Consider the following 24,822-nt stretch of genomic DNA (forward strand, 5'->3'; position numbering starts at 1 on the left):
AGATCTGCCTGTGGTTACCGCGGGTTCAGACCGCGCGGATGCGGCCCCAGTGCCACCAGGGCACGGAGTAGCCGAGTTGGTCGGACCAGCCGTAGAACTTGCTGCTGCGGGCGAAGTACGTGCCGTACCAGAACAGCGGCACCCACTCGGTGTCCCTGGCCCAGATCTCCTGCAGGCGCCGGTAGTGCGCGCCGCGTTCGGCCAGGCTGCCCGCCGTGCGTGCGGCGAGGTAGGCGGCATCGACGTCAGGGTTGTGGTGCTGGGCCATGTTGCCCTGGCCGCCGCTGGTGTACTTCGGTGCGGTGATCTCCGGGTCGGGCGCCATCGATCCGCCGACGATGATCAGGTCGAAGTCGTGGGCGCCGGTGACCCGGCGCGCCCAGTCCACGGACGAGAGTCCCTCGAAGGTGACGTCGAGGCCGATCGCGCCCAGCTGACGCGTGATCATCTCCGCCAGTGGTTTGTGCCCGTGGAAGCTGTCCATGTAGAACATGGAGAGCCGGGCCCGTACGCCCGAGGCGTCGGCCGTCACGCCGGCCTCGTCGAGCAACGCACGCGCCCGTTCCACGTCATGGCCCGGCGCCTTGGCATCCGGGTTGAACGCCCACTCCACCGAACCCAGCAGGTAGTGGTCCCACGCCTGCGAAACTCCCGGGTCGCCGAGTTCGGCGATCTCCTTCCGGTCCACGGCGAGGGCGACCGCCTCCCGGACCCGCTGGTCCCGCCAGAACTCCCGGCCGTGGTTGAAGTCCAGCAGCGCCATTCCCGGCCCCGGATCACGCAGCAGCTCGATGTCCGCCGTGGCGCCGTCGAGCAGGTGCAGCCGGTCCTTGGTCAGGGTGTCCTGGGGGAAGAAGTGAGCCTCACCGCGGGCCACCATCCGGACACACTCGTCCCGGTCCGGGACGATCTTCAGGATCAGTCGGTCGATCTCCGGCTGCGGCCCCCAGTGATTCTTCACCGCCTCCATGACGACGTGCTCGCCCGGTATCCATTCCGCCAGCCGGAACGGGCCGGAGCCGACCGGCTTCAGGTTGTGCGGGTTCGTCGCCCAGTCCGTTCCCTCGTACAGGTGCCGGGGCAGGATGTGGGTGAAGATGAAGTTCCCCAGCAGGACGAGGAATCCGGCGTTGGGCGTGTGCAGGTGGTAGTCGACGGTGTGGTCGTCCACCGCGACGATCGTCTCCACGTCCTTCAGGAACCGACCGCCGGTGTATCCCATCTTCATCGCGTGCAGGTGGGTGTAGACGACGTCGTGCGCGGTCAGCGGCGTGCCGTCCTGCCAGCGGGCCGCCTGGTTGAGGTGGAAGCGCCACCGGCGCGACCCGTCCAACTGCTCCCAGTGCGTGGCCAGGTCCGGGAACGGGTTGATCTCGAACCACTCGTTGAGAACCACCCGGTTGTAGATGTTGTTGCAGGCGATGTATCCGGCACTCGCGGTGGTGTTGCGGTAGACGTCGTTGAATTCCACCGCGTCATGCGGGGTGGCCACCACAAAGTCGATGGTCATCTGAATCCTTTCTCGAATGTCTGCGCGACTACTTGCGCAGACCCCACTGCTCGACATTCATGGTGGTTCCGTACTTGCTGGGGTTGATGAAGATGTTGGCGAACTTGTTCGGGTGGACGGCCATCTGCGGGCTGGCGAACAGCGGCAGCACCACACCGTCGGACATCAGGGTCCGGTCGAGTTCGTTCATCAGCTCGACCTGCTTGCGCGGATCGAGTTCGGTGGCGGCCGCCGCCAGGATCCGGTCCGCCTCGGCGGACGAGTAGCCGAACGAGCGGGCCGCGCCGGTGCCGTACCACTGCTGCAGGGACAGCGCACCCAGGTCGAGCGCCGTTCCGGTGGCCATGAGGTCGAAGCTGCCCGTACGCAGCGCCGGCGAGTAGCGCGAGCCGTCGGCCGCGTCGATGGCCACGGTGATGCCCAGTTGCTTGAGTTGGGACTGGGTGATCTGCGCGAGTTCCATGCGGAGCACGTCGGTGGACAGGGTCAACATCTTCAGATCGCGCAGGGGCTTCCCGTCGGGGAGGATCAGCCTGCCGTCGGTCACGCGATATCCCGCCTTCTCCAGGATGTCGAGCGCGGCCTTGCTGTCGCCCTTGCCGATGTTGAGTTCGTCGATGTTCTCGCGGTAGGCGTCGATGCCACCCACCTTCTGCCCGGGGACGTACGTGCTGCTCTTCATCGTCACCAGGTCCGGCGCGTACTGGCCGACCGTGCGCTTACGCATGTCGTCGAGGTCGAGCGCGGTGGCGATCGCCTTGCGCAGGGCCGCGTCGCTCATCACGTCGCCGGTGGTCTTCATGCCGAGATGGAAGTAGGTGAGCGTCGAACCGACCTGAACGGTCATGCCGTTCATGGCCTTCACCTGGTTGACGGTGTCGAGAGTCGGGTTCTGGTAGACCAGATCGATCTCACCGTTCTGCAGCGCCGTGATCTGCGCGCCCTGGCCCGAGATGTAGCGCGTCGTGATGGTGTCCAGGTTCGCCGGATCCCCGTACCACTTGGGGTTCTTGACCATGGTCATCGAGACGCCGTCCTGGTAGTCCTTGATCAGGTACGGCCCGCCCGAGAACTTCGGCACGTTCTTGCCGAAGCCTTCGTTGAAGGAGGTCGCCAGGTCCCCGTAGGTCTCGGCCACGTGCGCCGGCAGGATGTAGTTGAACAGGGCCTGCCACATCGCGAACGGTTTCGCGTACGCCATCGTCACCGTCTTGCCGTCGCTGCTGGTCTCGACAGAGGTGATGAGCGAGTAGCCTTCGGTGAACGCGGCCTTGCACCCGGCGCACTTCTTCGGGTCCTGCACCGCCTGGGTGTACTCGAAGTCCTTGCCGGTGATCGGGGTCCCGTCCGACCAGACGGCCTTCTGCTGGATCTTGTATTCGACCTTCATCGGGCTGGCGCCAACCACCTCGGCGGACTCCAGGAGCGCCTTGTTGAGCACCACGCTGGTGTCGGGGTTGGTCAGGAACGGATGTGGATAGAAGGGCCACTGCTGCTGGCGCTGGCCGGTGGTGTCGCCCGCGGCGGACAGGGGGTTCCAGTCCACCGGAGCGCTGGTAGCGGCCAAGGTCAACGTCCCGCCGGCCGTAACCTCGCTCGCGGCGGTCGGCGTCTGGGACTTGTCATCGTCGATCTTCGTGCAACCTGCGGGCCCGACCAGCGCGGCGAGCGCGACAGCGACCACGAGGCGTCGAGAGGCTTTCACGGGCACACGTCCTCTGGTTCAAGTGATGGGGGTACGCGACGTCGTGTGGCTGGTGTTCGACTCCGGGGGGCGGTTGCCAGGGTGGCTGGACTCCGCGGCCAGGACCCTCAAAGTTCGAGGTCAACGCCGTTGAAGCTAAGTTCGGCTTATGTTCTGGTCAACATCCCAATGTCCATGGACATATCCTGGCCGCCTCCTCGAGGGTCGGCCCCGCACCCACGGGCCGGCGCCCCCCGCGGCCCACGCCCGACGGCTACAGTCACCACCCGGCACGCCTACCCCGCCGACCGCGGCGCTTGATGGTCGACGGCGTCGACCCTCGGGCGCGTATCGCTATTCGGAGGACACCAACCGTGACACCACCAGCGCCGCTGGATGGCCAGGAATGCATGCGACTCATCCAGTCGCGGCTCACGTTGCGCACGACCAACGCGCTGGCCCGGGCGATCCTCGACCTGATCGCGTCCGGCGACCTGCCGGCCCAGTCGCAGCTGCCCACCGTGCGGGATCTGGCGGCCAAACTGGGAATGAGCCGGTCGTCGGTGGCGCAGGCCTGGAAGATGCTCAGCTCCCGGTACGTCATCGAGACCCGGCGCCGCGGCGGCACCTTCGTCCTCGGGCCGCCGCAGCCGCCACGGGCCAGGCGATTCGACAGCATGGTGCGCACCTCGTCGACGATGCCCATCGATCTGGGAAATCTACGAAGGGATGACCTGCCCCCTCCGGACCTGGCGCCCGCTCTCGCCTACGCGCTGAGCAACCGGGCATTGCACAACACCTTCGCCGACCCGGTCGCCCCCGAGTTGGCGGAGGCGGTCCAGCCATTCTGGCCGTTCGAGACCAACCATTTTCTCGCCACCCACGGGATCATCGACGCCATCGAACTGGCGCTTGCCGCCGTGGTCCGCCCGGGCGATCGGGTCATCATCGAGTCACCCACCCAAGCACGAGTGCTCGACATCCTGGATTCCATCGGTGCCACCACGATCCCCATCGACTACCGACCAGGCGGCCCAGATCTTGATCAACTACGGGTTGCGCTGATCAGCAAACCAACCGCGATGATCTACCAGCCCAGCGGAAACGCGCCGTCCGGACTGACAGTCAGCGAAGCGTGGATCGACGGGGCGGCATCCCTGCTCCAGAATGAAGCATTTCCCATCTTCGAACTTTCGCAGACCGCCCTCATGCGGTCAGCACAGCGTTCTCTGGCGACCCACCTTCCGAGCCGTGTCGTGCACATGCAGGCCTACAACTTCTTCTTCGGCGCCGACCTGCGCGTCGCCGTGGTAGGCGGCTCGCCGGAGTACATCGACATGATGTGGCTGCGACTCACCTACTCATCACGCTGGGTCAGCCGCGTCCTGCAACTCGCGCTGGCGTTCCAGTTGACGGACGCGAATGCGATACGCCACACGAACGACTTCATCGCGGAGTGCAAGCGAAGGCATTCCGAATTCAGCCATGCCCTCACCAGACGCGGATTCAACCTCGAACCGACCGAAGGACCCCACATCTGGCTGCCGGTTCCCGACGAGCATTCGGTCTGCACCCGACTCAGTCGGCACGGCATCGTCGTTCATCCCGGCAGTTTCTTCCATGCCCACCCAGCCACACAACATCATGTGCACATCAACGGAACCGCACTGGTCCACGGCATCGACGAAATGGCCCAGACGATAGCCCAAGCCTGCCGGATGCCCACCAAGGCAAACGAAGACTCCCCCCTTCCTGCCAGATTCGATCCGAGTCGAGACCAGACCTCAACTCCCTGGGTGGCCGCCCGAACGCCGCGATGAGACACCCGCTGCTCCGCGCGAACGCCGGCAGCGCCAGGGTGGCCGCCGCAGTCCGGGCACGCAGCCAGCTCGTGGTCAGGATCAGCGGTGTCACCTCGGCAGAAGCTGGCTGACGAAGCCGTCGATGGCCTGCCGCATCTGGGAGAGGCCCGGTTCCTCGATCGGCAGGTGCCCGGCCTTGTCCAACAGCACAAGTCTCGTGCGTGCGGTGATACGTCCGAAGAAGGGCAGGCTCAGTTCCGGTGGGGTCCAGCGGTCGGCTGCCGGGTGGGCCATCAGCACCGGGCAGGCGGTGAACTGCTCTGGCTCCACCGGTGGTGCTGAGGACAGGAAGGTACGGAGGAACGTCAGCGAGACGCGATTGCCGCCGCCGGCGGGATCTGATGCGACCAGCGCCGTCAACGCGGAATCGTTGCTCATCGCGCCCATGTTCGCCACCCAGCACATGGGGATGTGAAGCCGGCCCAGCCAGCGCAGGTGGTGCTTGCCATCTCGGCCGTCACCGCATCAGCCCAGGAAAACGCCCCAACGGCAACGCTCCTGGCAGACCCGCCAGCGCATCCTCGACGCCGCGGCTCGCGTTTTCGCCGACTACGGGCATGCCGCGGGCACCACCGACCGCATCGCCGAGGCCGCAAGGCTCTCCGTCGGCTCGGTGTACCAGTACTTCCCGAACAAGGACTCGCTCCTGCTCACCCTCGCACTCGCACACATCGACGAGAGCGCCGCGACCGTGCGAGCGGCCCTCGCCGTCACCGCCACCCCTCCGACGCTGATGCATTGGCTACCCGCGACCGTCGCCGCGTACGCCGACCTGCACACACGCGACCCCACGCCTGCACAAGGTGCTGTTCGAGGAGTCCCCGCGCCCGCCCGAGCTGCTGGCCCGATTCCACCAGGCCGAACCCGACGCCGCCGACACCGTCGAGCAACTCCTGCGCCAGGACCCCGCCCTCGACCTCCCCGAACCGGCACGCAACGCCCGCATCGTGGTAGCGGTCATCGAGTCCCTGGTCCACCGGTACGTCAGCCAGCAACCAGACGACATCGACACCCCACAGCTGACCAACGAGATCGTCGACCTCCTGGTCGCCTACCTACGCGCCGCGCAGGGTCCCCCTCGGCCTTAGCCCCTCGGCGGTGCCTCGTCCCGACCAGCGTCACTCCCGCCACCGGCCCCGACCACTGGGCTGGCGGTGGACGGGCACGGTGTAGTGTTGACCAGCGTCCGGGACCACGACGGCCGTACCGAGGTGCGGATGGTCGCACAGACCGACCGCCACAACCCCGGTCGTCGGCACGGTGACGTCCGAGCAGCGTGGCGCGCGGACCGCCTCGGCCGACCCGGCGACCTGCTGACCACCGACGGTGACGGCGTGGTCCGACCGCCGATGCGGGCCTGGGAGACAGCCACCATGCGCCTCGACCTGAACTGACCGCGCGAGCCTCCCCGGGCGTCCGCCCGACACCTGCCACGCTGTGCCGGGGGTAGAGGTTTCACCGGCACGAAAAATGGAAAAGGTGGAAGTCGCACCTGCGCCCGAGGGGGGATCACTCGTGTCCGACACCAGCATCGACCGGTCCGACCGACAGGCCGACCGTCCTGACGAGGTGACCGATCCACTGCTGTGGAAGCTCGCCTTGGACGTGGCCGACGCCCACGAACCGGACGGGGAGGGCGGCTGCCGCAACCTGCTCTGCGCGGACCAGGCGTGGCCCTGCCCGGCCTGGAACAACGCCCAGCACGCGCTGCGCGTGGCCCGGGCCGACTCCGCCACGCAGCCGTCGTCGCCCGGCGTCCCGAGGCAGCCGGACCGTACCGACCGGCCGGCCGTGGCCGGGTCGGCGCGACGCCCCCGGCCGGCCGCGTCGGCCGCGTAGGGCGCCAACCTCGGGCCGAGCCGGACGTACGCGCCGGTCGGTGCCGAACGTCTTCGCCGCCGCACCCGCCCGCCGGGTGCGGCGGTCGTCGTGACCGGCGTGCTGCCGGGACTCAGGCCGGCCCAACCGGCCCGGTGATCCGGGCGGCCAGCTTCTTCGGGGCGAGCAGGCAGTAGCTCTCGGTGAGCAACTCGCCGACCTCGGCCCAGTCGACGCCGTCGTCGAGCACCATGCCCAGCACGTCGGCGCCCCAGTCCGGCTTGAAGAACGGGTGACCGCCGGCCACCAGCGCGTGGACCTCGTCGAGAGGCGAGCGGAACGTCAGCACGCAGGTTGGCTCGTCGGTCGCGGCGGCCCGGGCGTACGCCATCTGGTGGTCGGGGTCGACGGTGAGCACGTGGGCGAAGGTGCGCTTGCGGATCCGCCAGCGCACCCCCACCCAGGCCGGCTCCTCGTAGCTCTCCGGCAGCTCGCGACAGATCGGCCGCAGCCGGTCGAGGAACTCCGGCGGCACGTCTCCGGGGGCGGTCATGCCCCGCACCGTAGCCGGGCCCACCGACACTTCTGCCGCCCTCGCCGGCCGTCGGTTCGACGGAGCTGCCACGTGCGTACGCCGGCCGCGCTGACGGTCAGCCGACGGCGGCGTCGGCCTCGTCGAGCCAACGCCGGTACCAGCGGGCGAAGCCCAGCGGCGTGCCGTCGGCGTCGCGCAGCGGCCGGAATCCGCTCCCCTCGGCGGTGTCGTCGGCCCACATCTGGCCGCGCGCCGGGCCGCTGACCACCAGCGCCTCGCGCAGCGCGCAGCCGAGGTGGCACAGGTAGAGCAGCCCGATCGAGTGCTCGGGGGAGTAGACCAGCCTGTCGTGCCGTTCCCAGTAGGCGTCCTCGGCCTCGTTGAACGCCTCGACGGTGTCGTAGCCCTCCTCGTCGGGGGGCTCGGGCAGCCCGTCGGCCGGGTTGAAGGGCTCGGTGTGCGGGAACGGCTGGTGCAGCGTGTCCCGATCGGTGAGGTCGGCTCCGTCGCCCTCCCACGCCCAGCGGCCGTCCACCCTGCGCAGCGGGAACAGCCCGTAGGTCGGCCCGGCGCCGCCCCGGCCGGCGGCGAGCAGGAACGAGCGGTACTCCTCGGGGACCTCGACCCGCAGCTGCCCCTCCAGCTCGGTCATCTCCTCGGCGCGCAGCGGCGGCTCCAGCGTCCACCGGTGCGACTGGGCGCCGAAGACCTTGTCACCGTCGGGGTGGGCGGCCAGCCGGGCGAGCCGCCCGCGTACGTCTGACCAGTCGGTGTGCGTCACGGCCGGGACCCTATCGGCGGGCACCGACAAACGACGGGGCGGCCGGCCCCCGGTGCGGGAGCCGGCCGCCGGTCAGCGCCGGGTGTCACCGGGGTGTCGGGACCGCCTCGCGGGCGAGAATGACCGCGCCGAGCAGCGCGGCGTCGTCGGCGAACCGGGACAGGACCACCTCCGGCGGGTACGGCAGGACCGCGGCGAGCCGCTCCCCCAGCAGACCCCGGATCAGTCCGTTGCCGGCCACCCCGCCGACCAGCACCACCCGCTGCGGGTCGAGCAGCAGGCAGCAGGTGACCAGGTGTCGGGCCAGCTCGTCCACCCGGGCGGTCAGCGCGTCCCGGGCCGGGCCGGGGCGCTCGGCGGCGGCGGCCAGGGCAGGCGCGCCGCCCGGCAGCCCGAGCGAGTCCGCGAGCCCGTCCAGCGCCCGGCCGGAGAAGTCCAGCTCCAGCATGGTGCCCGGCCACGGGCCGCCGGCCACGGCGTAGCCGATCTCGCCGGCCGCCCCGTGGTGACCGGCCAGCACCGCCCCGCGGACCGTGGCCGCCGCCGCGACGCCCGTGCCGAGGCCGACCACCAGGCCGGGGTCGGCGTCGCGCAGCGCGCCGATCCGCAGCTCGGCCAGGGCGGCGGCGTTCAGGTCGTTGTCGACCGCCACCGCCGGCACCGCCAACCGGTCCCGGACCGCGTCGGCGAGCCGCAGCCGGTCCCAGCCGGGCACGTTCGGGGCCAGGTCGATCCCGTCCGGCCGCACCACGCCGGGCGAGGCGATGCCGGCCGCGACGACCGGCGAGCCGACCTCCCCCACCAGCTTCGCGGCCAGCTCCAACGCCCGGTCCAGGGCCTGCGGGGCGCCCCGTTCGGCGTACGTCGGGACCCGCTCGCGGGCCAGCAGCCGTCCCTGCCCGTCGGCCACCCCGACCGCCATCTTGGTGCCGCCGAAGTCGATGCCGAGCAGCACACCCGCGTCGCCGGCGGCCTCGGCGGCCTCGGCGGCCCGACCGGCCAACCGCACGCTCACCGTCCCGTCCCCGTGTCCACGACCTTCGCGCCGGCGCTCATCGGCCCGCCCGCTCGGCGGCGACCGCGTCCAACGCCTTTTCGGCGGCGGCCAGACGGTCCCGGACGGCGGCCAGCCGGCCGGCGACGGTGTCGAAGGTGCCGCGCAGCACCGCCACCTGGGCCCGGACGGCGTCCGCGCCGGGGCCGTCGACCTGGGCGCGGTCGAGCACCAGCTCGGGGCGTACGGCGGCGGCGATCAGGTCGGCGACGGCGGCGTCGGCCAGCCCGGCGGCGATCCCCTCGGCTGCCGCGCGGACGGTCTGCGCGGTCCAGGTGTCCGGGGCGCCGCCGCGCACCAGCCGGCCGACCACGGAATGGGCGGCCCGGAACGGCACCCCGTGCCGGGTCAGCGCGTCCGCCGCGGCGGTGGTGGTGGCGCCGGAGGCGACGATCTCCTCCCGCGACGGCGGCTCGAGCGGCTCGATCTCGGCGAGGAAGCCGCCGAGCAGGGCGAAGAACCGGTCGGTGCGGTCGTTGCTCTCCCAGAGCCGGACCTGCACGTCGGTGGTGGCGTTGTTGGAGTCCTCCCACCAGGCCGCGCCGACGTTGTTGAGCACGGAGGCGGCGTCGGCGGCGGTGGCGCCGGCCATCGAGACGAGGTGTTCCAGCACCACCGGGTTGCGCTTCTGCGGCATGATGCTGCTGCCCTGGGTGAAGTCGCCGGGGGTGGTCACCCAGCGCCAGCTCAGCCAGTCCATCAGGGTGCGGGCCAGCCGGGCGCCGGTCGCGAGGGCCTGGGCGTTGAGGGTGCCGACCCGGACGAGGTGGTCGGCGCCGGCCACCGCCTCGTAGGAGTTGGTGACCAGGCCACCGAAGCCGAGCAGCTCGGCCACGCGGGCCGGGGAGATGTCCAGGTCGGTGCCGGCGAACGCGCAGGAGCCCAGCGGCGAGGTGTTGAGGGTCTCGATCAGGTCGGCGTACGCGACGGCCTCGCCGGCGAGGGCCTCGGCGTAGCCGGCGAGGGCGTGCCCGATGGTGGTGGGCTGGGCCGGCCGGCGGTGGGTGTAGCCGGTGATGACCACGTCGGCGTACCGGTGCGCCGAGTCCAGGGCGGTCGCGCCGGCGGCCAGGACCCGGTCGAGGACCCCGAGCAGCTGGTCGCGCAGCAGCATCCGGAACACCCCGGCGTCGAGGTCGTTGCGGCTGCGGGCCATCTGCACGTCCAGCTCGGACGTGGGGATGCCGCACGCCTGCGCGAGCCGCTTCTCCATCAGGTAGTAGGTGTCCTCGAACGTGCCGTCGAACTCCGGCGCGCCGGCGGTGTCGGCGCGCAGTTCGGCCAGCCCGCGCAGCAGCCGGGCGCCCCGCTCGGCGGGGATGAGCCCCTGCTCGGTCAGCATCACCACGTGCGCCTGGCTGGCCCGCACCATGGCCGGGAACAGGTGCCCGACGTGGTGGTCGTAGGTCGGCCGGAGGTGGTGCCGCTGGTAGGTGGTCAGCGCGGGTGTGTTCATGACGGTTCTCTACTTCCTTCCGTGCCGGGCGCGCCGGTCACCCGCCGCGCCCGGTCGTCAGCCGGTCAGTGGTCGAGGCCGAGCAGACGCTCGGCGTTCCCGGCGAAGATCGCGCGCAGGTGGTCGTCGGGCAGGCCCAGCTCGCGGCAGATCCGCAGCTGGTCGTCGAGGTAGCGGGTGACGTAGCCGCGCGGGAACCACGACGAGTCGCTGCCGAACACGATCCGGTGCGGGCCGATGGTCTCGTAGCAGCGCCGGAACAGCTCGTCCAGCGTCAGCTTGTACGGCATCCAGCGCACCCACTGGTTCGAGCCGGAGGTGTCGACGTGGATGTTGGGGCAGCCCCAGGCGGCGAAGAGCAGGTCCTGCACGTGCTGGACGCCGAAGTGCGGCACCACCACGGCGAGTTCGGGGAAGCGGCGGGCCATCCGGGCCAGCTCGTCGGGGCCGCCGTACCGGCCGTGGGAGAGGCCGCCGGCGCTGCCGTAGTGACCGATGTGGATCAGCACCGGCACGCCGAGGCGCTGGGCGGTGCCCCAGAGCGGGTCGAGGGCCTCGTCGTCGAGCGGGCCGCGCAGCAGCGGGGCGAAGAGCTTCAGCCCGCGCAGGCCGCGTTCGACCACCGCGCGTTCCAGCTCGGCGGCGGCGTCCGGGCCGTACGGGTCGTGGTGGGCGAAGCCGAGCAGCAGGTCGGGGTGGCGGTCCACCACGTCGGCGACGGTGTCGTTGCCGCCGCCGGTGACGAAGACGGCCCGGCGGATGTCGACCGCGCGCAGCTCCTGCGCCCACCGGTCCGCCTCGTCCTGCCACCGCGGCGCGGGGGGCTCGGGGTCGGGGAAGCCCCACGCCTGCCGCCACTGCGCCGCGTACGGGGCGGAGCCGGCGGCGCGGACGGCGCGCTCGTGCTCGCCGCCGGGGTGCATGCCGGCGGCGTGCTCGCACGCCCGGATCGTCTCGTCGGCGCCGATGCGGAAATGCAGGTGGAAGTCGACGACGTCGAGTCCGCGGTCGACGGTCACGGTGCCTCCTCTGGCTCGGGTCCGCCGGCGGGCGGGGTGCCGGCGGGCGGAACGTCCGTGGGCGGCGGGGCGGCGCCGACCGGGGTGTCGGCGGGCAGCGGGGCGTCGGTGGGCGGGGCGGGAGGCGGGGCGGCCACCCAGGCGGCGACGACCTCCCGCAGCCGCGTCGCGGCCAGCTCCCGGACCCGCCGGCCGGTCTCCTCGCCGGCCAGCGAGACGTGCCCCGACCAGCCCTGCCACGGGTCGGGGCGGGACTCCACCAGCACGTACGGGTGGGTCACCGGCAGCTTCGGCCTCGGCGGCAGGTCGGCGACCGCGTCGAGGCGCACCGCGCCGGGGTCGAAGCCGAGCACCCCGTCGGTCTCGTACGCCCCGCCGTGGCCGCGCGCCGGCAGCGGCCCGTACAGCTCGGCGGTCTCGGCCGGGGTCACGAGCTGGAACCAGTTGACCAGCAGCAGGCTGGCCGTGCGCCGCCCGGAGACCCACTCCATGGCGGCCCGGACGGTGGACATGTTGGCGTCGTGCCCGTTGACGATCAGCAGCCGGGGGAACCCGGCCGCCACGATGCCCTCGATCACGTCGGCCAGGTAGCCGACCGCGATCTCCGGCCGGATCGCCACGGTGCCGGGCCACGGCCGGGTCTGGCCGGGGCACGCGGCGTACGGCACGGCGGGGAAGAGCACCCCGCGCGGACCCGCCGTCGTGCCGGGTGCGCCGGCCGGGGTCGCGGCGGCACCCGGGGTCCCGTCGCCGGCGCCGGGGACCGCGCTCTCGGCGGCGAAGCCCTGGGCGAGGATCAGGTCGGTGCCGAGCGGCAGGTGCGGGCCGTGCCACTCGACCGCGCCGACCGGCAGCACCGCGAAGTCCGCCGCCTCGGCCACCGCCGCCAGTTCCCCGCCGGGGATCCGGGCGGCGGGGACCAGCCCGCCGCCCGCCGGCCAGGCCTCGCTCACGCCGTCCACCGCGCCGCCTCGCGGCTGGAGCGCCGGCCGCCCTCCAGCCGGCCGGAGACCACCATCACCACGAAGATCAGGACCACCTGGAGCATGCCGTACGCGGCGGCGGTGCCGACCTCGAACGAGTACATCCGGTTGTTGATCTCCACGGAGATCGGCGCGGTGTCGGAGGTGTAGATGAGCACCGAGGCGACGAACTCGCCGACGCCGTGCACGAAGGCGAGCAGCGCGCCGGCCACCACGCCGGGCAGCATCAGCCGCAGGGTGACCGTGCCGAACGCCCGCCACCAGGACGCGCCCAGGTTGCGCGCGGCCTCCTCCAGCGACGGGTCGATCTGCGCCAGGGTGGCCGAGCTGGACCGGAACACCAGCGGCAGGAACCGCACGAAGTACGCCAGCGGCATGATCCAGAAGGTGCCGATCAGCACCTGCCCGAAGCTGAACGCGTTGCCGGTGCTGAACGCCGAGATCAGGTTGATCGCCACCACCGTGCCGGGCAGCGCCCAGGCCAGCATGACCGCCACGTCCAGCAGGCCCCGGCCGCGGAAGTCCAGCCGCCGCACCGCGTACGCGATGAGCACGCCGACCACGACGCAGCCGACGGTCGCGATCAGGCTCATCTGCAGCGAGTTGAGGATCGGCTGGAACGCCTCGGGGTCGGAGAAGATGGTGACGAAGTTCTGCGTGGTGTAGGCGGCCGGGATCACCTCGGTGGTCCAGGAGCCGTCGGCGGAGAACGCCACCAGGGCGATGGTCGCCACGGGGGCGAGCAGCACGGCGGTGGCCAGGATCGACGCGACCAGGGCCAGCCACTTGCCGAACGGGTTGGTGATCTCCCGCCGGTGCGCGGCGACCCCCTTCGACTGGGACCGGTAGCTGCGCCGCCCCTCGTACCAGCGCATGCCGAGCAGGAACAGCACCGACACCACGCCGAGCACCGAGGCGTACGTGGAGGCCATCGGCAGGTCGCCGTTGGTGCGGTTGATGTAGATCTGCATGGTCATGGTCTGGTCCACCCCGAACAGCAGCGGGGCGGTGTACGAGGCCAGCGAGGTCATGAAGACCAGCAGCGAGGCGGAGACCAGCGCCGGGGTGAGCATCGGCAGCAGCACCGTGCGCCACACCCGGACCCGACCGGCCCCCAGGTTGTACGCGGCCTCCTCCACCGAGGGGTCCATTCCGCCGAGCGCGGCGGAGGCGGACAGGTAGAAGTACGGGTACATGGTGAAGGTGTGCACCACCAGCACCCCGGCGATGCCGCTGAACGGCAGTACGGGGTTCTCGGTGCCGAAGAGCTGCTGGAGCCCGCGCGGGAGGATGCCCGTCTCGCTGTAGAGCAGCTGGAACGAGATCGCCCCGATCAGCGGCGGCAGGGCCGCCGGCACCAGGATGATCGCCTCGATCAGCCGGCGGCCGGGGAACGAGAACCGCTTGAGCAGGAAGGCCATCGCCACGCCGACGATGCCGCAGAGCAGCACACTGGCCGCGGAGATGATCAGCGAGGTGACCAGGGACGAGCGGGCCACCCCGTCGCCGGAGAGGAAGGCGCCGTAGTTCTCCACCCCGTCCACGCCGACGCTCTCGGCGAAGGTGGCGAACATCGGCTGCACCACGTACCCGAAGAGGATCAGCGCGAGCGGGAAGACCAGGACGTACGGGAACCAGCGGGAGCCGGTGCCGCCGGCGAACCGGTCGGCGAGCCGGCGGCGCGGCGCGCGCGGCGGCGTCGGCTCCTGGGTGACCGGGGCGACGGTGGCCGGGCTGGGGGTGGCGGGAATGGTGCTCACGGGCGCACCACCCACATCCGCTCGCGGTTGAGCCGCAGCCCGACCTGGTCGCCGGCGGCGATCCCGTCCGGCACGTCGATCGCGGCGACCTGCACCGACTCGCCGGCCACGTCGACCACGAGGTTGGTGGCCATCCCGGTGAACTCCACCTCGGTGACCCGGCCGGGCAGCGCGTCCGCGTCGGTGGCCGAGGTGAGGCCGATGTGCTCGGGGCGGACCGACACCAGCGCGGTGTCGCCCTGGCGCAGGCCGTGCCCGGTCGGGGCGGGGACGGCGATCTCGCCGCCGGCGGGCAGCTTCACCGTGACGGCCTGCTCGGAAGCGCCGGCCACCGGCAGGGAGAGCACGTTGCTGCGGCCGATGAAGCGGGCCACGAAGCTGGTCGCCGGGCGGTGGTAGATCTCCTGCGGGGCGCCGATCTGCTGCACCCGGCCGGACTGCATCACCGCGATCCGGTCCGACATGGCCATCGCCTCGGCCTGGTCGTGGGTGACGTAGATGGAGGTGGTGCCGGCCTCGCGCTGGATGCGGCGGATCTCCACCCGGGTCTCCTCGCGCAGCTTGGCGTCGAGGTTGGACAACGGCTCGTCGAGCAGCAGGGTGCGCGGCCGGATCACCAGGGCCCGGGCCAGGGCGACGCGCTGCTGCTGGCCGCCGGAGAGCTCGTCGATGCGGCGGTCGCCGTAGCCGGCGAGGTGCACCTGACCGAGCGCCTCCTCGACCCGGCGCCGCGACTCGGCCCGGCCGACCTTGCGGATCTTGAGTCCGTACGCGACGTTCTGCGCCACGCTCATGTGCGGGAAGAGCGCGTAGTTCTGGAACACCATGCCGGTGTCGCGCTTGTTCGGCGGTCGGCGGGTGACGTCCTCCGCGCCGAACCGGATCCGGCCGGAGGTGGGGAAGTAGAACCCGGCCACCATGCGCAGGGTCGTGGTCTTGCCGCAGCCGCTCGGGCCGAGCAGCGTGAAGAACTCCCCGGCGGCGATGGTGATGTCGACGTCGTCCACGGCCGCGGTGTCGCCGCCGCGCGCGAAGCGCTTGCTCACCGACTCCAGCGTGACATCGATCATGAGGTCCTCTCCTTCGTGCGGTACCGGACCTGTCGGTCGTGGGATGGGGGGCGGGAGACGGGAAGGGCACCTTCCTGACGCCTCCGGCGGAGAGGGGCTCCCCTCTCACACCTGCCGGCGCCCCGGGGGCGGGCGGCGGGGCGCCGGGGACGGGACGGGCCCGCCCCCGGCGCCCGGGCGATCAGCCCTTGTTCTTGATCTGGCTGTTCCAGTGGTTGATCCACTCGGTCTCGTTCTTGCCGATCACGTTCCAGTCGACGTCCAGCGGCTTGAGCTGGAGCTGGGCCAGCCACTCCGGCTTCTCGGCGATGTCCACGGCCGGGATCTGGTAGTAGTCCTTGGCCAGGTCGGCGCGGAGCTTGTCGTCGAAGAGGAACTCGATGAACTTCTGCGCGCCCTCGCTGTTGCCGCCCTTGACCGCGGCCAGGCCGTCGACCAGCACCGGGGCGCCGGAAGCCGGCATGACGTAGCCGAACGGCATGTTCGACTGGTGGGCCTGCAGCAGGATGTCCTGCAGGTTCCAGGCGCTGAGCGTGCCCTGCTGGCGGGACAGCTTCAGGTAGAGGTCGGTCGGGTTGGCCGCGTACGCGCCGGTGTTGGCGTCGAGCTTCTTGAGCCAGTCGTAGCCGGGCTGCGGGTTGCTGCCGTCCGCGGACTGGCGCACGATCATCGCGGCGTAGATCGACCGCATGGTGCCGGACGCGGCCACGTCCCGGATGATGATCTTGTCCTTCCACTCCGGCTTGAGCAGGTCGTCCCAGTCCTTCGGGGCCTGCTCCGGGGTGAGGGCCTTGTTGTTGTACATGATGACCTCGGGCAGCAGGATCTCCCCGAACCAGCGGCCCTCGGCGTCCTTGTACTTGGCGTCCATCTTGCTGGCGAAGGCCGGCTGCCAGGAGGTCAGCAGGTCCTCGGACGCGCCGGCCGCGAGGCCCTGCTGGGTGCCGCCCCACCAGACGTCGGCCTGCGGGTTGGCCTTCTCGGCCCGCACCCGCTCCAGGATCTCCTGGGCGCCGAGGTTGAGGATCTCGACCTTGCCCTTGTACTCGGGGTACTTGGCGGTGAACTGGTCCACGACGTAGTCGGAGACCTTCTTGTCGCGGGCGGTGTAGATGGTCAGCTTCTCGGCGCTGCCGCCGCTGGCCGTGTCGTCACCGCCGCCGCCACAGGCGGTGCCGGCGGCGAGCACGGTGGCGAGCGCGCCGGCGAGGAGAAGGCGACGTTTCATGGGGTACCTCCGAGGGTGAGGGGAACTACGTTGTTCGGGGTGTGAGGTCAGGGGGTCGGCAGCAGGGTGGGCAGGCCCGCGGCGGCCGCGGAGAGGGCGTAGCTGACGGCGCCGTGCAGCACCGCCCGGTCGCCGAGCACCGCCCGGCGGACGTCGGTGGCGCTCGGCGCGGCGGCGCTGACGAGCGCCTGGAGCCGGTCGACGGCGGCGTCGTCGAGCTGGGCGGCGGCGCCGCTGAGCAGCACCCGCCCGGGGTCGACGACGCAGACGCAGGAGACGATCAGCCGGGACCAGGCCGCGAGCAGCTCGTCGAGGTACGCGGCGGCCCGCCCGTCGGTGGCGGCCAGCTCCACCAGGGCGGCCACGGGCGAGTCCGGGCGCCGCCCGGGCGCCAGCGCCACCACCCGCTCGGCGATGGCGTTCTCCGACCAGCGGGCCTCGAACGGGCCGATCCCGTCGTGGCCCCGGTCGGCCGGGTCCAGCGGCAGGAAGCCGACCTCGCCGGCGGCCCCGCCGGCGCCCCGGCGGACCTGCCCGTCAAGCACGAGGCCGGCGCCGATGCCGTCGGCGACGTGCAGCAGCAGCAGGTCGGCGACGTCGCTGCCGGCGCCGACCGCGTGCTCACCGGCGGCCATCAGGTTCACGTCGTTGTCCACCAGCACGGGCACCCCGAGCCGGCGTTGCACCGACTCCCCCACCGGCCGCGCCTCGACGAGGCCGACCGAGGGGGCCAGGCGGACGGCGCCGCCGGTGGAGATGCCGGGCGCGGCGACGGCCACCCCGCGCAGCGCCGGCAGGCCGTCGCCGACCAGCTCGGGCACCGAGCGGCAGATGGTGTCGACGATGTCGCCGGCGAGTCGCACGGCACGGTGGGCGATCACGGTCCCGTCGCTGTCGGCGATCTCGCAGCTGAGCCGGGACGGCTCCAGCGAGACCGCGGCGACCAGCTCGGCCCGGGGGTTGAACTCCAGCATCGCCCGGGGACGGCCGGCGCGCGACGCGCCGGGACCACGCTCGATGAGGTAACCCTCGGCGATCAGCTCCCGCACGAGCGGGGTGAGCGTGGCGGGGCTCAGGCCGGTGAGCTCGGTCAGCTCGGCGCGGGAGAGCACCCGCACCTGGCGGGCGGTGGAGATCACGGAAAGCCGCTTGATCTCCTTCGACCGCTCCCGGCTCACCGGGCTCGTCGGTGGCGTCACCACGTCAGTCACACTTCCTTCCTACGGCGAACGAACTATTGAGTCAAGTAACGAAACCGTCTCGTTACCTTGTGGCCACCTTCACGAGCAGCAGAAACGCCCTTCGCGGGGTCCGCCGGGGCCGAGCACGCGCGCCGCCGACCGAGGCATGGAAGACCGCCTGACCCCTTGTTTGTTTCTTTCGCAAAGAAAGAAAGACCTTGCAAAGCATTGACGGGCCGCCGCGCCGGTCCCTAGCGTCACCGGGCGAAGGCCTTCCAGTGTGTACGGATCTCCGTGCCGCTGCGTACCCCGGTGCCGGGGCGCCCCCTCGCGCCCCGCACCCCTCACCCCCACCGCCGCCGTCTCGCCGTCCGACCACGACCCCGCGTCCGCGCCACCGCGCGCCCGACGTCGGTGGCCGCTGCGCGGACCTCGCGTGTCGCGAAAGGACCTGCATGCGACTCAAGTCGTTCCTGCTACCCACGGCGCTCGCCCTGGCCCTGTCCGGGGCGCCCGCCGCCGCCCTAGCCGCCCCCACCGACGCCCGGCCGACCGACACCGTCGACCTGGACGTCCTCTTCGTCAGCGCCCACCCCGACGACGAGGCCGGCAGCCTCGCCACCCTCGGCCAGTGGAAGGAGAAGCACGGCGCCAAGGCGGGCGTCGTGACCATCACCCGCGGCGAGGGCGGCGGCAACGCCGTCGGCCTCGAGGAGGGCCCGCCGCTGGGCATCATCCGCGAGCGCGAGGAGCGCACCGCGATCGGCCGGGCCGGCGTGGAGAACCTGTACAACCTCGACCGCGTCGACTTCTGGTACACCGCCTCCGCGCCGCTGTCCGAGCAGATCTGGGGGCACGACGACACCCTGGCCCAGATCGTCCGGGTGATCCGGCAGACCCGGCCCGAGATCGTCATGACGATGAACCCGTCGCCGACGCCCGGCAACCACGGCAACCACCAGCAGGCCGCCCGGTTCGCCGCCGAGGCGTTCCACGCCGCCGCCGACCCGGCCGCCTTCCCCGAGCAGCTCACCCAGGAGGGCCTGAAGCCGTTCCGGGCAGCGAAGTTCCTGCGTACCGGCGGGACCGGCAGCTCGGCAACCGGGGCGCAGTGCGCGTCCAGCTTCGTGCCGACCGTCCCGACCGACCAGGTGTTCGGCGTCTGGGAGGGCACCCCGAGCGCCGACGGCAGGACCTGGGCCGAGATCGAGGTCGACGCCCGCCGGGACTACGTCACCCAGGGCTGGGCCGGCACCGCCGCCGCCCCCACCGACCCCGCGAAGATCCGCTGCGACTTCTACACCCTGGTCGACAGCCGCGTCCCATACGACCCGGCGGACACCTCGCCGGAGGCCATCCTGCGCGGCTCGGTGCTGCCGACGACGGCCGGCGGGCTTCCCCAGGGCACCGAGCTCTACCTGACCGCCGACCGGTTCGATCTCGCCCCCGGCGAGACCGTCGAGGTCACCGCGCACGTCCGCGCCCCGCACAACCGGGCGCTCACCGCGCCGCGGGTCTCCCTGCGGCTGCCGCAGGGCTGGACCGCCACCGGCTCCGGCGCGCTGCCCGGCGCCGTCCCCGCCGGCACGGAGCGGACCGTCGCCTTCACCGTGACCGTTCCCGCCGGCGCCGACACCAACGAGCAGCACCTCGTCGGCGCGAGCCTGACCACCGGCCAGGGCACCGGCCGCACCGACCGCGCGGTCCGGGTGGTCGCCGACGTGCGCGGCACCCTGGAGCCACTGCCCGAGGTCGGGCTGTTCCGCACCTGGGCCGGCGACAGCGGCTACCCGCAGCTGGACACCCTGATCAAGCCGGTCCTCACCGTCGGCTCCGGCAAGAGCCGGACCGTCCGGGTCGACCTGCGCAACCACGGCGAGGCCCCCCAGGGCGGCACCGTCACCCTCGGCCTGCCGGCCGGCTTCACCGCCGACGCGGTGACCAAGAGCTACGCCGAGCTGGCGCCGGGCGCGACCGGGGCGGTCACCTTCACCGTCACCAACAGCGACGCCACCCTGCCGACCGCCAACGAGGGCGGCGACGGCGGCGACTACGGCATCACCATCACCACCACCAGCGCCGCCGGCAGCACCGTCGAGACCGGCGCACTGGAGATCGTGCCGACCAGCGAGGTGCCGCACGCCGGGCACGACCACGCCGTCGACGGGGTGGCCTCCCCGGACGAGTACCCCGGCGAGGCGCTGGACCTGTCCCGGATCTGGGAGGGGCAGGCCACCACGCCGCAGGACGCCTCGGCCACGGGTCGCGTCGCCTGGACCGAGGACGCGCTGAAGGTGTTCGTCCAGGTCACCGACGACGTGCTCGGCAAGAAGGTGGTGCCGCAGGACTGCAAGCGGCAGCGGCGTACCGACAGCGTCGAGATCATCGTCGACCCGAAGGGCAACTCGACGGACACCTCGACGGTGTTCAAGGCCGGCATCTTCCCGGTCACCGACGACCCCGCGGGCGGCGACCCGCCGTGCTGGCAGCGCGACGCCGACAACCGGCAGGGCCCGGGCGCCACGACCGCGCCGGGAATGACGGTGGTCAGCAAGGTCACCGCGCCGTACGCCGGCTACACCATCGAGGCGAGCATCCCGTTCGCGGTGCTGCCCGACGCCGTCGACCCGGCCCGGATGGGCTTCAACGTGCTGGTCTACGACTCGGACACCCAGGACCTGACCTCCCAGTCCCGGCTGGGCTGGTCCACCTTCACCGGCGTCCGTGCCGACCCGTACCGCTACGGCCTGGTGACCCTGCCCGGGTACACCCCGGCCCAGCGGCAGCCCAGCGCCCCGGTGTTCCCGGACACCGCCGCCCGCAGCGTGCACAGCCCGCAGACCATCGCGCAGTCCGCGGTCGACGGCGTCGCGCCGGCCGCCGTGGCCCGACTTCCCGAGCGGGCGCTGCGGCTGACCGGCCAGCGCCAGGTGGCCGGCGGGGTGCAGGTGACGGTCCTCGCCGACCGCGCGGGCACCGCGTACCTGCACGCCTGGGACGGTGACCGTTCGCTCGGTGAACGGTCCGTGCAGCTGAGCCCCGGCGACCCGGTGACCGTGCTGGTCCCGGTCACCGGCGGCACGGCCGACGGCCTGCTGGCCGCGTTCGAGGCCGGCGGCGCCGCGCTGGCCCGCCACGTTCCGCTGGCCTGACCGGCGACGGCCCGGCCCCGGTCATCCCATGGGATGACCGGGGCCGGGCCCGCCCGGCGGGTCCCCCGCGCCCGACGGACACCGGCCGCCGGGCCGTGCCGGTACGCGGTGGGCCGGCTCGCGGATCCACTGCTGCGTTCCCCGCACGCCGCCGGGGACATCGTTGCGGACGTGCGCGAACGCGGCGGGTGTCCCGGGTGCCGACCGGCCGGCCGCGGGTCCGGCCGGGTCATCGACCGGACCGGGACACCTCGCCGGCCGCCGAGCCGTCCCCGGCCGTCGACCGACCCGGTCTACCGCACGTTGCGCCAGAGCAGGACCAGGCCGAAGACCGCCCCGAACGTGACGATCACGGCTTTGAGGGGGGCAGCGGGGAGCCTGCGGAGCAGCCGCGCCCCGACGTAGCCGCCGACGACGGTCGCCGGGACCAGGATGGCCGCCCCCGCCCAGTTGACGGTGCCGAAGAAGACGTAGAGCGCCACCGCCGTGAACGAGATGACGGCCGACAGCAGGTTCTTCAGGGCGACCGTCCTGGTGAGCGGCTCGTGCTGCAGGAGAGCCAGGCTGGCGACCAGCACGATGCCGAACCCCGCGCCGATGTAGCCGCCGTAGACCCCGCCCAGGGCGACCAACGCCTGCAGCGTCGCCGGGTGTTTCTGTCGGCCACGCAGTGCGGAGCGCCTGACCAGCTCGTTCAGGCGGCCCTGAAGGCCGAGGACCGCGGAGGCGGCGAGCACCAGGAACGGCACGATCATGTCGAAGACGCGGCTGGGCGTCAGCAGCAGCAGCGCCGACCCGGCGACCCCGCCGAGCACGGCGGCGGGCAGGATCCGCCTGGTGTCTCGCCGGGGTGGCAGGTCCCGGTAGCCGCCCACGACGCTGGCCACGTTCCCGGGGAACACCGCGACCGTGCTGGTCAGCTTGGCGGTCAGCGGCGGTATGCCGGTGCCGAGCAGCGCCGAGAAGGCGATGAGGGAGCCGCCGCCCGCGACCGCGTTGAAGGCGCCCGTGGCGACACCGGCGGCGAGGAGCAGCGTTGCCTCGATGGGATCCATCGAGTCCCAGGCTAGTGGCGTCGCCCGCCGGTAGGGCCGGGGTCCGCCGGCCCGAGCCGGCGCGCCGCGACGCGGACGGCCTGACGGTGGCCGGCGGCGTGGCGGCGTCGAGGAGGCCGGGGTGGCAGCAGCGGCGGTTGGCGGTGGGGGAATTCACCTCTTTCGGGTGAGGCGGAAGCCGCGATTCGCGGGAATGGTGGCCCTGAGGAGGTGGCGCGATGGGGAATGCCACCCAGGATTTCTTCCGCAGCCTGGCGCAGCGTGGACACGACCGCCGTCTGACGGCGATCGACGAGGGCAGTGTCCGCTTCGAGATCAGCCGGGACGGGCGGGTCGACCGCTGGCTCGTCTCCATCGACAAGGGCGACATCAGGGTCTCGGAGCAGGCGACCGGCGGGGACGCGGTCGTCCAGGCGGACGGGGCGGTGTTCGACCGGATCGCCAGCGGCGAGGCGTACTTCCTGACCACCGTCCTGCGCGGCGAGGCGACCGTGGCGGGCAGCCCCCGGCTCTTCGCGAGCCTCCGTAGGTTGTTCCCGCCGCCACCCAGTTCGGCGGGGACGGAGCACCGAGGAGGTGACCATGAGTGAGAACCAGGTGGGCATCCTGGACGGCACCACCTTCATGGTGTGTAACCGCTCGGGCGACATCATCCCGTCACCCGACGCTCCCATGGGCCTGTTCGCCCACGACACCCGGCTGCTGTCGAAGTGGGTGCTGACGGTGAACGGGGAACGGCTGACCACCCTTTCCATCGACGACATCCACTACTTCGAGAACCGGTTCTTCCAGGTTCCCGGGCGTCAGGACGTCTACGTCAACAGCACTGTGGGGGTGCGTCGGCTGCACAGCCTGGACAGCGGCCTCCACGAGGACCTGACCGTCATCAACTACGCCAAAGAACCGGCCGACGTGACCCTCAGGATCGAGGCGGACGCCGACTTCGCGGACCTCTTCGAGGTCAAGGACGCGGCGGTGAGGAAGAAGGGCCGACACTACCGGCGGGTCGACGACGGGCGCCTCGTCCTCGGTTACGAACGGGAGCGGTTCCGACGGGAGACGATCATCACCGCGTCGGCGCCGGCCGCGTGGGACGACAACGGCCTGACGTTCGAGGTCCACCTCGAACCTCGCAGCCGATGGACCGTCAGACTCAGCGCCCTGCCGGACCTCCCGATGCCCAGAGGGCTGGAGCGCCTCGTGATCCCAGGGCGGGCAGCAGGCAAGGGCAGGGACAAGGCACAGGATCTCCTGGAGTGGTTGGACAACGCGCCGCGCCTGGAATCCGGCTGGGAGCCGCTGAGCGGCACGTACCGGCAGAGCCTGATCGACCTGGCCGCGCTGCGCTTCAGTCCCTTCCTCGCCGACGACAAGAGGGTCCCCGCCGCCGGCCTGCCCTGGTTCATGGCCATGTTCGGTCGGGACAGCATCTTCACCAGTCTGCAGGCGTTGCCGTTCACACCCGAACTCGCCGCCACCACCCTCCGGGTGCTCGCGCTCCGGCAGGGCAGCCGCGTCGACGACTTCCGGGAGGAGGAGCCCGGCCGGATCCTGCACGAGATGCGGTACGGCGAGATGAGCATCTTCGAGGAGACGCCACACACGCCCTACTTCGGCAGCGCCGACTCCACTCCCCTGTTCCTCGTGCTGCTCGACGAGTACGAGCGGTGGACCGGCGACGTCGACCTCGTGCGCTCGGTCGAGCACGAGGCGCGCGCGGCGATCGACTGGATCAACAACTACGCCGACCTGACCGGCATGGGCTACATCTCCTACGAGCGGCGAAACACCAGGAACGGTCTGGAGAACCAGTGCTGGAAGGACTCCTGGGACAGCATCTGCTACCGCGACGGTCGGCTGCCGGGCTTCCCCCGCGCGACCTGCGAGCTGCAGGGGTACGCGTACGACGCGAAGATGCGTACCGCGCGGCTCGCCCGCACCGTCTGGAACGACCCGCCGTACGCGGACCGACTGGAGCAGGAGGCCGCCGACCTCAAGGAGCGCTTCAACCGCGACTTCTGGGTGGCGGACGGCGAGTACATGGCGCTCGCCCTCGACGGCGACGGCCGCCAGGTGGACGCCCTGTCCTCCAACATCGGGCACCTGCTGTGGAGCGGCATCGTCGAGAAGCCGAAGGCGGAGGCCCTGGTGCGGCACCTGATGTCGCCCGCCCTGTTCAGCGGCTGGGGTGTCCGCACGCTGGCCGAGGGCCAGGGCCGCTACAACCCCATCGGCTACCACGTGGGCACCATCTGGCCGTTCGACAACTCCTTCATCGCCTGGGGGCTGCGGCGTTACGGGTACGCCGACGAGGCGGCGCGGATCGCCGCCGGGATCCTGGACGCCGCCGTCTTCTACGACGGCCGGCTGCCCGAAGCCTTCTCCGGATCCTTCCGCGCCGACACCAGGTATCCGGTCAACTATCCCACCGCCTGCAGCCCTCAGGCGTGGTCGGCCGGAGCGACCCTGCTCCTGCTGAGGACGATGCTCGGGCTCCACCCGGTGGGCGAAGACCTCGTCGTCAGGCCCGCCCTTCCCGCTAACCTCGACTTCGTGGCGTTGCACGGCATCCCCGGCCGGTGGGGGCGGTTCGACGCCTACGGCAGGGGGCCGGCCGCCGCAGGCAGGCAGGGCTACCAGGCGGCACCGCAGCAACTCTCCGCCCTGTGACGGG

Annotated in this window: 21 protein-coding genes and 1 pseudogene; 8 read left to right on the plus strand and 14 right to left on the minus strand. The window is 71.8% G+C overall.

Annotation, left to right across the window (positions count from 1 at the left end; translation table 11 throughout):
• Window positions 1–25: 25 nt before the first annotated feature.
• Together ACZ6Q9_RS01790 and ACZ6Q9_RS01795 are read right to left on the minus strand one after the other, a co-directional pair.
• A complete protein-coding gene (locus ACZ6Q9_RS01790; protein WP_363706738.1) occupies window positions 26–1,510 on the minus strand; it encodes an ABC transporter substrate-binding protein in 1,485 nt (494 codons plus the stop codon).
• A 28-nt stretch (window positions 1,511–1,538) separates the two neighbouring features.
• Complete coding sequence (locus ACZ6Q9_RS01795) at window positions 1,539–3,056, minus strand: ABC transporter family substrate-binding protein (RefSeq protein WP_466021377.1); 1,518 nt, start codon at window positions 3,054–3,056, stop codon at window positions 1,539–1,541.
• A gap of 512 nt (window positions 3,057–3,568) precedes the next feature.
• Between ACZ6Q9_RS01795 and ACZ6Q9_RS01800 the strand changes: the two genes are divergently transcribed.
• A complete protein-coding gene (locus ACZ6Q9_RS01800) occupies window positions 3,569–5,014 on the plus strand; it encodes an aminotransferase class I/II-fold pyridoxal phosphate-dependent enzyme (protein ID WP_396826824.1) in 1,446 nt (481 codons plus the stop codon).
• A 90-nt stretch (window positions 5,015–5,104) separates the two neighbouring features.
• Here the strand turns inward: ACZ6Q9_RS01800 and ACZ6Q9_RS01805 are convergent, their stop codons facing one another.
• On the minus strand, window positions 5,105–5,452 hold the full coding sequence (locus ACZ6Q9_RS01805) for an alpha/beta hydrolase (protein ID WP_396826822.1): 348 nt from the start codon (window positions 5,450–5,452) through the stop codon (window positions 5,105–5,107).
• Window positions 5,453–5,498: 46 nt separating this feature from the next.
• Between ACZ6Q9_RS01805 and ACZ6Q9_RS01810 the strand changes: the two are divergent.
• The 4 genes and pseudogenes from ACZ6Q9_RS01810 to ACZ6Q9_RS01825 form a co-directional block, all read left to right on the plus strand.
• Window positions 5,499–5,696: pseudogene (locus ACZ6Q9_RS01810) on the plus strand (helix-turn-helix domain-containing protein); the annotation flags it as partial.
• Between the two features lie 154 nt (window positions 5,697–5,850).
• Window positions 5,851–6,144 (plus strand): hypothetical protein, encoded by a 294-nt coding sequence (locus tag ACZ6Q9_RS01815; protein ID WP_466021387.1) that lies wholly within the window; start codon window positions 5,851–5,853, stop codon window positions 6,142–6,144.
• Window positions 6,145–6,231: 87 nt separating this feature from the next.
• Complete coding sequence (locus tag ACZ6Q9_RS01820) at window positions 6,232–6,450, plus strand: hypothetical protein (RefSeq protein ID WP_393454437.1); 219 nt, start codon at window positions 6,232–6,234, stop codon at window positions 6,448–6,450.
• Between the two features lie 121 nt (window positions 6,451–6,571).
• The gene (locus ACZ6Q9_RS01825) at window positions 6,572–6,895 is read left to right on the plus strand and encodes a hypothetical protein (RefSeq protein ID WP_393454018.1); all 324 of its coding nucleotides are present in this window, start codon (window positions 6,572–6,574) and stop codon (window positions 6,893–6,895) included.
• A gap of 112 nt (window positions 6,896–7,007) precedes the next feature.
• Here ACZ6Q9_RS01825 and ACZ6Q9_RS01830 read toward each other — a convergent pair whose 3' ends face one another.
• From ACZ6Q9_RS01830 to ACZ6Q9_RS01875, 10 genes are all read right to left on the minus strand, one after another.
• On the minus strand, window positions 7,008–7,427 hold the full coding sequence (locus ACZ6Q9_RS01830) for an MmcQ/YjbR family DNA-binding protein (RefSeq protein WP_393454015.1): 420 nt from the start codon (window positions 7,425–7,427) through the stop codon (window positions 7,008–7,010).
• 97 nt (window positions 7,428–7,524) lie between these two features.
• Window positions 7,525–8,190, minus strand: a complete 666-nt coding sequence (locus ACZ6Q9_RS01835; protein ID WP_396826819.1) for an SMI1/KNR4 family protein — start codon at window positions 8,188–8,190, stop codon at window positions 7,525–7,527.
• Between the two features lie 85 nt (window positions 8,191–8,275).
• The gene (locus tag ACZ6Q9_RS01840) at window positions 8,276–9,205 is read right to left on the minus strand and encodes an ROK family protein (RefSeq protein ID WP_393300040.1); all 930 of its coding nucleotides are present in this window, start codon (window positions 9,203–9,205) and stop codon (window positions 8,276–8,278) included.
• Window positions 9,206–9,242: 37 nt separating this feature from the next.
• Window positions 9,243–10,700 (minus strand): argininosuccinate lyase, encoded by a 1,458-nt coding sequence (locus ACZ6Q9_RS01845; RefSeq protein ID WP_396826817.1) that lies wholly within the window; start codon window positions 10,698–10,700, stop codon window positions 9,243–9,245.
• A 65-nt stretch (window positions 10,701–10,765) separates the two neighbouring features.
• Window positions 10,766–11,719: an amidohydrolase family protein gene (locus tag ACZ6Q9_RS01850; protein ID WP_393264255.1), complete on the minus strand. Its 954-nt coding sequence runs from the start codon at window positions 11,717–11,719 to the stop codon at window positions 10,766–10,768.
• Window positions 11,716–12,672, minus strand: coding sequence for a creatininase family protein (locus ACZ6Q9_RS01855; protein ID WP_396826815.1), 957 nt, complete (start codon window positions 12,670–12,672; stop codon window positions 11,716–11,718). Before ACZ6Q9_RS01855 ends, ACZ6Q9_RS01850 begins: the two co-directional genes overlap by 4 nt.
• Window positions 12,669–14,462 carry an ABC transporter permease gene (locus tag ACZ6Q9_RS01860; RefSeq protein WP_393264260.1) on the minus strand — a complete coding sequence of 598 codons (1,794 nt, stop codon included), beginning with the start codon at window positions 14,460–14,462 and terminating at the stop codon, window positions 12,669–12,671. Before ACZ6Q9_RS01860 ends, ACZ6Q9_RS01855 begins: the two co-directional genes overlap by 4 nt.
• The gene (locus ACZ6Q9_RS01865) at window positions 14,459–15,532 is read right to left on the minus strand and encodes an ABC transporter ATP-binding protein (protein WP_396826813.1); all 1,074 of its coding nucleotides are present in this window, start codon (window positions 15,530–15,532) and stop codon (window positions 14,459–14,461) included. The genes ACZ6Q9_RS01860 and ACZ6Q9_RS01865 overlap by 4 nt, the downstream gene beginning before the upstream one ends.
• A 181-nt stretch (window positions 15,533–15,713) precedes the next feature.
• Window positions 15,714–16,760: an extracellular solute-binding protein gene (locus ACZ6Q9_RS01870; protein ID WP_393264263.1), complete on the minus strand. Its 1,047-nt coding sequence runs from the start codon at window positions 16,758–16,760 to the stop codon at window positions 15,714–15,716.
• A gap of 47 nt (window positions 16,761–16,807) precedes the next feature.
• Complete coding sequence (locus tag ACZ6Q9_RS01875; RefSeq protein ID WP_350706160.1) at window positions 16,808–17,971, minus strand: ROK family protein; 1,164 nt, start codon at window positions 17,969–17,971, stop codon at window positions 16,808–16,810.
• 425 nt (window positions 17,972–18,396) lie between these two features.
• Here ACZ6Q9_RS01875 and ACZ6Q9_RS01880 point away from each other — a divergent pair, with 425 nt between their 5' ends.
• Window positions 18,397–21,093 (plus strand): sugar-binding protein, encoded by a 2,697-nt coding sequence (locus ACZ6Q9_RS01880; protein WP_393454003.1) that lies wholly within the window; start codon window positions 18,397–18,399, stop codon window positions 21,091–21,093.
• 293 nt (window positions 21,094–21,386) lie between these two features.
• On the opposite strand, the gene ACZ6Q9_RS01885 is transcribed toward ACZ6Q9_RS01880, so the two are convergent.
• Complete coding sequence (locus ACZ6Q9_RS01885; RefSeq protein ID WP_393454000.1) at window positions 21,387–22,148, minus strand: sulfite exporter TauE/SafE family protein; 762 nt, start codon at window positions 22,146–22,148, stop codon at window positions 21,387–21,389.
• 218 nt (window positions 22,149–22,366) lie between these two features.
• Between ACZ6Q9_RS01885 and ACZ6Q9_RS01890 the strand changes: the two genes are divergently transcribed.
• Complete coding sequence (locus ACZ6Q9_RS01890) at window positions 22,367–22,738, plus strand: sterol-binding protein (RefSeq protein WP_393453997.1); 372 nt, start codon at window positions 22,367–22,369, stop codon at window positions 22,736–22,738.
• Complete coding sequence (locus tag ACZ6Q9_RS01895) at window positions 22,731–24,818, plus strand: amylo-alpha-1,6-glucosidase (protein WP_393453994.1); 2,088 nt, start codon at window positions 22,731–22,733, stop codon at window positions 24,816–24,818. The genes ACZ6Q9_RS01890 and ACZ6Q9_RS01895 overlap by 8 nt, the downstream gene beginning before the upstream one ends.
• Window positions 24,819–24,822: the final 4 nt, after the last annotated feature.

Source organism: Micromonospora sp. NPDC049139 (assembly GCF_055586845.1).

What these genes read in the sequence shown, in the direction of transcription:
- ACZ6Q9_RS01865 (WP_396826813.1), bottom strand. Translation starts at nt 15,532, where the DNA reads ATGATCGATGTCACGCTGGAGTCGGTGAGCAAGCGCTTCGCGCGCGGC.
- ACZ6Q9_RS01890 (WP_393453997.1), top strand. Translation starts at nt 22,367, where the DNA reads ATGGGGAATGCCACCCAGGATTTCTTCCGCAGCCTGGCGCAGCGTGGA.
- ACZ6Q9_RS01895 (WP_393453994.1), top strand. Translation starts at nt 22,731, where the DNA reads ATGAGTGAGAACCAGGTGGGCATCCTGGACGGCACCACCTTCATGGTG.
- ACZ6Q9_RS01790 (WP_363706738.1), bottom strand. Translation starts at nt 1,510, where the DNA reads ATGACCATCGACTTTGTGGTGGCCACCCCGCATGACGCGGTGGAATTC.
- ACZ6Q9_RS01880 (WP_393454003.1), top strand. Translation starts at nt 18,397, where the DNA reads ATGCGACTCAAGTCGTTCCTGCTACCCACGGCGCTCGCCCTGGCCCTG.
- ACZ6Q9_RS01870 (WP_393264263.1), bottom strand. Translation starts at nt 16,760, where the DNA reads ATGAAACGTCGCCTTCTCCTCGCCGGCGCGCTCGCCACCGTGCTCGCC.
- ACZ6Q9_RS01885 (WP_393454000.1), bottom strand. Translation starts at nt 22,148, where the DNA reads ATGGATCCCATCGAGGCAACGCTGCTCCTCGCCGCCGGTGTCGCCACG.
- ACZ6Q9_RS01845 (WP_396826817.1), bottom strand. Translation starts at nt 10,700, where the DNA reads ATGAACACACCCGCGCTGACCACCTACCAGCGGCACCACCTCCGGCCG.
- ACZ6Q9_RS01830 (WP_393454015.1), bottom strand. Translation starts at nt 7,427, where the DNA reads ATGACCGCCCCCGGAGACGTGCCGCCGGAGTTCCTCGACCGGCTGCGG.